This window comes from Pacificibacter marinus, from assembly GCF_900109555.1.
In the GTDB taxonomy this organism is placed as follows: domain Bacteria; phylum Pseudomonadota; class Alphaproteobacteria; order Rhodobacterales; family Rhodobacteraceae; genus Celeribacter; species Celeribacter marinus_C.
On sequence record NZ_FNZV01000028.1, the window covers coordinates 1 to 8,356 of the forward strand.

Sequence of the window (8,356 nt, forward strand, 5' to 3'; positions counted from 1 at the left end):
GAACGATCTTCTCGGATGAATGTTGGTTCTGGAACGTGCTCAAAAGCAGGGTTGCAAAATGCGTTTGCCCCTTAACTTGGTGTATCGAACCGAGCCGAATGCACACTTCTCGGTCACCGGACGTGACTTTGACTACGTTTTCCGTATGCTCCTGTGGACCCTCCAGTTCGACAGCGTTCGCCTGCGGTTCTTCCCACGCAAGAAAACTATCGCCCGCGTTATGATTGGCATCACCCTGACACAAGTTCCCAGCCAGTTCCCGAAATTGAGGTACGTAGCCGAGCCATAATTCTTCTGTCATAGGTGTCATTGTAATGAGGAACGTTCGAACAAACGCGTCATAACTTTCCAACGACTCGGGAGCAGGGGCAAGGACGCCTCGAATGGCCCTGTGCTTACGAGTTCGTTCAAGGGCGCTTGCTGGTTGTCCGATTTGTCGCGTAAGGCGCTTTAGCCCCGTTGCGAAATGCGCAATTCCCTCAGCGGTGTCTTCGGAAGCGCGTATCATGTTCTGAGCATGATGAACGTAACCAACAAGTGTTTTGGGATGTTGGTCTGGCTTTGACATTTCAGGGCTATACTCTGCCCAATAGTGTTCCACTGACCTTGGGAATTTCCCATGCCCGGGTCCGATTGCTTCTTGTGCTGGTCGATGTACGCCTCCAACCGCAAAACAATCGCCGATTGCTAGCGTATCATCCTCAAATTTCTCGAGGATGTGCGTTCCGAACGCCTCCAAAACGCCGTCGGTATTGTTATCGGGGAAAACAATGATCAAGTTACTACTGTGTCCCGAGAATTCTGCAGCCCGCTGCGGACCACTCCCCTGAAGGCCATCTCCGTCGAGTGAAATGACGGCCAGTGGATTTGCGAGCGTCGCTATAGCGGGCCCAAATCGCCTGCTATTGGCGATAGACATCGTGCGCCCCTCGCCAACATCAGGAAAGGGATCTGCGGTGTTTTGTTCTTGCCCGCTCTTAAATATCTCCTGGTTTGGGTCGCCCACGCGCTGGACAACACTGGGGCCGTTTGCGCGGTCAAAGATGGACGCAAGCAGCGCTGCCTGCCTTTGTGATGTATCCTGCATCTCATCGATCAAAACCAATGGAAACCTGCGAGACAGACTTGCTGCTACCTCGGGGTACTCCTGAACTAGGCACTCCGCCCAAACGAACATTTCTTCATACCGGAAGTGGCCCGCTGCAGCGGATTCTAAAAGGATTTTTTGGGCTCTTTGGTAAGTTGCCGTGTGAGCTGCCGTCGGGAAATCTCTCGAAGTGAGCGCTACGGATAAGTCGCTATCGCAAAAAGTGATCTCGTCAATACTGGTGTGTTTGTTTTTCAACCAATTCTCAAACTTCCAGCGCTCCTGTACCTGCAAAACATTCCAACGGAATGCCTTTGCGACATCGTCGTCGATTAGCGGTGACGGATAGCCGTTCGAGCGCAGATACGGCAAAGCCAGAAAGCGATTAGCGAAGGTATGGATCGTGTCGATAAAATGCGGGTAGTGGAGAAGGCGATGACCGACGGGAGTGTGGCCCAATCTGTTCTGGATTTCTTCTCTGGCGACGTTCGTGTGAGAGAGCACACATATTCCTGACGTGGCATGCTGCCACTTCCTTGCCAAAATCGCCAATTTCGCAACTACCAGGGTGGTTTTTCCGCTACCGGGGCAAGCCGACACGTCGAATGTCTCGGATCTCTTCAAGAACGCCTTTCTATCCACATCCAGATCGTCCAAACCCATGATGTCGGAGATCCAGGCAATGTCATCATCGGTCACTTCTGGAATGGCTGGATGACCTGTCATTGCGCAGCCGCCGCGGCGACCGGCTGAGCTTCTGTAGGTGGATTTTCCAGTGGTTTGTGGTCACAAACGTGCTTGATCGCATCAACAAGATAGGTTGGAAGAGATGCCTCAAATGCAACGGCGTCAAATCCTTCAGATCCCGCCTCAGTGTCAATGGCCGCCGCGAGGTATTGGGCGGCAATAGCTTTGGAAGCCTTCTTCGTTGTGAAGTATTCATAGATATGAATCGCAGTGAGTTCATCGTCGTCGCTACACTCGGCCCGCAGTTCTGCAAATTTCGTCTTCGCCTCTGCCAAAACATCACCCTCAGATTTCGAACCTTCGCAGATTTTGTCATGCGCATTGGCAAGCATCGCCGCGTTAAACACCATCGAGCACAATCCGCTACGGGCAAGATCGTATTCCAAAGTCCAGTGGTCACTTACAAAGGTGCGCACGTTTTGAGCATCACCCCTGCAAAGGTCTTCTGAGCGCTCCTTCAAGCCCGCTGCAATGGCAAGCGCATTTGCGCCAAAGTCTCTCTTAGCTTTCCAGCGTCGTTTTGAGTTGTGCCATTTTGGATCATCGTCGTTCTCGACCAGGCCCAGAAGTTGAGGAGCGGCATCGGGCATGACATCCATATCAGCAACACATGCCACTGGGATCGAGATCCAAGTCTTGGTGGCGTCGGACTTTTGAAAAATCTTACTAAAGCGGCGAAGTCCGGTGCCCTTTACGTTGACGATCGATACGCCGTGCTCATTCAGATCAAAACCAATCGCACGGGCGAGCGCAGGCAGGACCAGAGCTTCGCCGTCACCTTCAACGATCAAGACACCATGGGCAAAAAACAGGTTCGCCTTCGTGGCGTCCAAAAAGCGTTCCAGAAAGGAATAATCATTCTTGGAAAGGCATGTGTGGTCTTCAGACAGAGGGTTTGCTGTCTTGCCATCGAGGAGAATTGTGTTGGCGACTGGAAGACCCGAAGCCAAATTGGGACTGTGCGTCGACAAGATGACCTGGACCATCCGTCCTTCTCCATCGTTCATCCTACCCTCGGCCGCCCGTTTCAGAAATTGCATAAGACGGATTTGCCGTTGAGGATGTAGATGGGCCTCCGGTTCTTCGACCAAAAGCAATGGTAGACCTTCTGGCTCGCGACCAAGAAGCAGAAGTTCACAAGCCATGTAGAGGATGTTGTTTGACCCAAGGCCAAATTTACCTCGGGGTTGGGCGCCGCTGTCATCCACAAGACCAAGTTCAAGGCGCTCAAGGATTTGCCGAAGCCGCGCGTCTTCATTTCCACCTTCAGTTAAATCGATCTTGCCAGTCATTTGGTCACCTGCGAGACGCAGCGCTTTCAAATAGTCGGTATTGATGGATCCTTGCGCATCGACGATACCTTTGTGTGTCTTCACACTTTTTCCAAAGTATTCGGAAAGGCCGAGCAAGCTTAGAGCAGCCGTTGCCGCAAGTGTCGCTGGTGGATTTTCGGGGTCAAAATCGGCACCCTCTTTGATCCCTTCAACGTGGTAGAGGATTTGAGACAGCCGAGAACCTCGACCAGACGAGAGCTCTCGCTCAGCGTCTCTCAAAGGCTTCAGATATGTGGAGGCAAGCAGTTCTCGAACGGTCATTTCAAGCGCAGGGCCGTTCCCCTCTACACCTGAGCGAACATTGACCTCTACCCATCTGCGCGCGGTTCCTTCGGCGGCCAGACGTCTGGCTTGGAAGTTGACAAAAAGCGAAACCGTCCCTTCTTGATATGTGAGATGTTCAGCAAAGGCTGCTTGATCTGCGGTATCAAGGTCTGACAAAACGCAAGTAATCGCGATATCGTCGACACTTTTCCCGGCCTTATCGACATGAAAGTCATCCGATTGGATTTTGAAATACATCTGATCGCGGCTGAGCAATGCATAGCGCACAGCGTCAATGATTGCCGTCTTGCCGCTATCATTCTTGCCAATCAATGCATTCACGCCGGGCTGGAAGGTCAACTCCGCAGACGCATCTTCCTGACCAAATTGTCTGAACCCACTGATAATAAGTTTTGATAGATACATTTATGACTCCAGAGATTATGGAATTTACGTTATGCGGTCTCGGCCGTCCGTACCATCAAAGGTTTTTAGTATGCCCACTTGTAAATGCATCATGCGGGACTTGAAGACGTTTAGTTGGACGAATTAAAGACTATCATTAAAGAGAAACGGCTTTCGAACTACATCTACAATATGTCATATCTTAAGGAACACAACGTCACGATGGTTAGCATCATCATTGATGATTGAGGTCAACGATGGACATATGTTCCGACTTATGGCTGCACTGGACTTTCGCCCTGATGAAAAGATTTTACGCCTTGTTACGCTTTAATAAGCGCACCAATCTGAAGCGTTGGACAATAGCCGACTTTCGGTTCATTCGGTCAATTACCAGCTTCATCCTCGGTCCAGATATGGCTTGGCCTACCGGTTTTGCAGTTGCAGCGAATGTCTCCTCTGACGGGCCGCACCGCAGCAGCGCTAATTCTCGGGCAATGGCGGCTCAGGGCCGTTCGCGTCGATCGACGCAACGGGCGGAAACCGGCTCCTCGCCGCGCGTGCAAATTACTCACATGACCTCTCGGAAGCAGTCATTGGATGTCTGCTTCCGAGGGGAGGTTTTCAGGCCCAGCTAAGCTGTTCTTTAAAGCAGCGCAGCCTAATTAAAACAACCAGTTAAAGCCGACTTCCAAGCCATAGCTTTCATAGTTATCGACACCAATGCCGTCATAAAAAGTATCGATGCTCAGTCTTGCTCCGTTTTCCATGGTGTAGTTTGCGCCCATCTTTAGTCTGGCACGTGTGTTTTCATAGGTTGGAGTAACGCTATTTGCATAGCCAGATCCGCGGGTGGATGATCCGATGGCGGCAACCCCACCTGTCAATTCCAGCGATGTTTTACTATTTTGCAGTGCGACTTGGTGGCTAAAATCGACACCGACGGCCGCCTGCCATATCTCGACGCCCTGCGACGGGATAAGGTTTCCAAGGCCATCGGTGTAGGCGGCCTGATCATCCGTCGTGTACGTAACCTGCACCGACGGAATAAACGTCGTCGCGTGATACATAAGTTCGCCTGAAACATTCACCTGCGCCAGCCAGCGCTCTGTATCGAAACTATCCGTATAGGTCCCCAATGGCGACACATCGTTGGTCGTTTGCCCATACAAAATTCGCCCGTCGATAAAGAGCGGATGGTTCGGGGCACGCGTCACCACATAGAGCCCTGTCAACCAACCTTGGCCGTCCAAAGTTGCTGCGCCATCGTTTTGACTGACAAAGTCAAATTCGACCATGCCGCCGATCAAAAGATTGGGCGAAACCGTGTAATGATGTCCAAGAGCACCAAAAACATATTTTGTTTTGCTTGTGTCTTCGTTCGTCCAAGTCCCATTCAGTCGCACCCAAAGACCATTATTCGTATCAGGGGAGCTTGCGAAATGAAAATTGCCACCCGCCCGCGTCACAGACATATTAAAGCCTCCCGCCCCGCCACCGGATAAAAATCGGGTTAGGTTGGGCTGGCTGGAGACCAACTGATTGGCCCGCGATTGCATGAACTGCGCGATAACCTTTTGGGTCATCTCAACGGTAGAATTTTGAATGCTTACCGTGTTTGACGCTTTACTACTATTGCCAGCATCGTCGATGGCTGCCGCAGCGGGCACAGAGACCGTGGTATCACCATTTCCCGTCGCCGTGATCTGCACGACATAATCCGCGCCGCTGCCGGTGACGTTGGTGGCTGACCCATTGACTACGACGATATCACTGGCCTCAAAGCCTGTGACGGCTTCAGAAAAGGTGACGACAACGTTGATGGCCTCGGCACCAGAGACTGCGGTGACGTTAGTGGAAATGCTGACCGTCGGCGCGGTGCTATCATATGTCGTCGTGACTTGGTCTGCGCCCACAGCGTTGGTATTCCCTGCGGCATCACTGAACACGCCAACACCAACCGAAAGTGCCACAGGACCGTCAGCAATCGGGGTTAATACCGCCGTGTAGCTTGTGCCAGAGCCGGTCAGCACCGCGGTTGCATTGGTCAGCGTCAGATCGGCTAAGACAAAATCGGTGCTGTCCTCGGACAGGGTTATCACCGCCGTCTGTGGTCCGTTCAATGCGCCTGTGAAATCCGCAATTGAGACCGTAGGAGGCGTGGAGTCCGGTGTATAAGTGATTTCGCGTGATGCCGTGTTCGGGTTTCCCGCAGCGTCCGTAAATAATCCTGCCGGAATGGATAAGGTGACAGGATCGGAACCAGAGGGCGGATTGATATAGATCTCGTAAACTGTCGGTGATGGATTATTAAATCCCCAATTTGATACGTTTGGTGACAACTGTACGCTACTGGACGAAAAGTTAGGCGAGGGCTCCGACAACGTAAGTGTGGTACCATACCACCCAGGAACCGGCGGGCCGGTTGTGACAATAAAATCTGTCAGGGTCACGCTTGGCGCCACCGTATCAACTGTTGTGGTGACCTCGTTGGAGGCAGTGTTGTCGTTGCCGACGGCATCCGTGAAGGTGCCCGCTGCGACCGACAGCTTGACCTCGCCATCAGCGGTCGGAGTCAGCACTGCGGTGTAGCTGATACCGGAGCCGCTCAGGGTGGCCGACGCGTTTGTCAGGGTCAGATCGCCAACGACAAAATTGGTGCTGGCCTCGGACAGGGTAATGACCGCCGACTGATTGCCGTTCAGCGGGCCGGTAAAGGCCGCAATGCTGACCGCTGGCGGGCTGGTGTCACCTGCAAATTCCACTTCATTTGAGGCGAGACCATTTTCAAGCCCTTCGCTGTCCGCAAAGGTCTTCTTGGGGACTGACATTTTGACCGCCCCAACCGCGATCTGTGTTAGAACAATGGTGTAACTGCTGCCCGATCCGCTGAACGTCGCTGTGGCGTTCGTCAGGGTGAGATCATCGACGGTGAAATCCGTGCTGTTTTCTGACAAGGTGGCGATCACGGTGTATTTTCCGCTGCCGTCTGGCCCGCTGGGGCTGCCGAGCGTTATCGTTGGTGCCGCATTGACAAGGGTCTGGCTGACAGTAATCGTCGTTGCCGTTGCCCCGTTGATTTCAGCCCGGTAAGCGTAGCGATCACCGTCGGTGGTCCGTGTTGCTTCAAATGAAACCCCTATATAGTCTTGGGCGGCATAGGTTCCTACGGCGCCTTGCTGACTGAGGGCAGTCACATCTGTAAGACTGCAGTCCGCTTCCAGTTTCGCAGCAGTTATCGACGAATATATGTTGGATATATTTCCTTTAAAAAAACTTGCTCCGCCTGCCGCTTGCAGTGTTGGTGAGTACTGAATCCCAGCGCGTACAGACGCCAAACCCCCATTCAGATTTTGGACGAAGGCGTTCAACCCGCACTGGGAATTCAGGCTTAAACTCCGGTCGATGTGCAGTGGTGCGTCAAAGGCCGCTGCGGGGGAGGAAAGAGCAAGAAGCGGAGCACAGATAAGGGCAAGGCGCCCCAGGCAGGCATTGAAATTTTTCATATTCATTTTATCCAAATTCTTCACAACATTCGAAATGCAGCGCCCAACCAAGGATGCCGCAGGTTTCGACCGTGTTGCCCGGACTCCGATGCCGAAATAATGGCAGGAGCATTTTAGTGACGTCGGTCTTGGCGTCACAAGTCTTCAAGCACAATCATTGGAATGAAATTTTACTAATCTGTCAATGACGTAGCGTCAATAAATTAACTTTTAGTGCAGCCGTAGCGCTGAAGCCGCGTTTACAGGCGTTTCCTAGGCTGTCAGCCAGCTTATAAGAGCACGTAATGCGCAAGACACCATATGTAGTCATCCCGAATTGGCGACAAATGCTGTGCTTCTACACCTATGTCCGGTTTCGGAAGCTGCGGCGCAGCATCCAGTGAAACCGTTCAACGGCCGGTTTGGGCCGTTCGTGTTGATCAACACCTCGGACGGAGATGCAGCAACGCTTTCCCGAATTCCACTGCCAACCGCAGCGCAACCGGCACATCCCGCGCCGAGGCGCACAATTAGCCCACCGGATCTAAAAGGGCGCTTTCAAGACAGCGCTGAGGTAGCTTTGCGCGCACGCGGTTCCAAAGCGGCGGCTGCATTCCAATCAGCGCCCAGCCAAAACCCTCATAACACCCTGTATTTGTTACACTTCCTCACACCCACCCCAAAACACCAACACCCTCACCCATGACACGGATCACAAACCACCTCACCAAACAGCCCATCCCCCACAATCTCGGCTGAATTTTTGTGCGCTCACAGAAAAAAATCTCCGCGTAAGGGAAGCACGGGTCTAGGGCCAAAAGCCTTCCGGACTTTTGACCCTCCCCCCCCTTTGGGGAAATGTGTCTCTATTTTCTTGCGGATGCGACGCCGTATCCCTGCATCCGATCCAATGCCTCCCGCAGGGCCGCTCTCAGCGCGGCGCTGTTGCGCGAGCTGACCGTCCAATCATATTTGCGCAGCACTTCACTCATCGACAGGCCCAGCAAACACACGGCCCGCACCGCGTCCAAGTC

Annotated in this window: 3 protein-coding genes; all 3 read right to left on the reverse strand. The window is 52.8% G+C overall.

The window, feature by feature from the left end; genetic code table 11:
- Positions 1 to 1,813: UvrD-helicase domain-containing protein (locus tag BM025_RS18510; RefSeq protein ID WP_090875492.1), on the reverse strand; the 1,813-nt coding region annotated here is incomplete at its 3' end.
- The gene (locus tag BM025_RS18515; protein ID WP_085850876.1) at positions 1,810 to 3,858 is read right to left on the reverse strand and encodes an ATP-dependent nuclease; all 2,049 of its coding nucleotides are present in this window, start codon (positions 3,856 to 3,858) and stop codon (positions 1,810 to 1,812) included. The genes BM025_RS18515 and BM025_RS18510, both read right to left, overlap by 4 nt.
- 644 nt (positions 3,859 to 4,502) lie before the next feature.
- On the reverse strand, positions 4,503 to 7,034 hold the full coding sequence (locus BM025_RS18520) for an Ig-like domain-containing protein (RefSeq protein WP_139204611.1): 2,532 nt from the start codon (positions 7,032 to 7,034) through the stop codon (positions 4,503 to 4,505).
- Between the last annotated feature and the right edge of the window lie 1,322 nt (positions 7,035 to 8,356).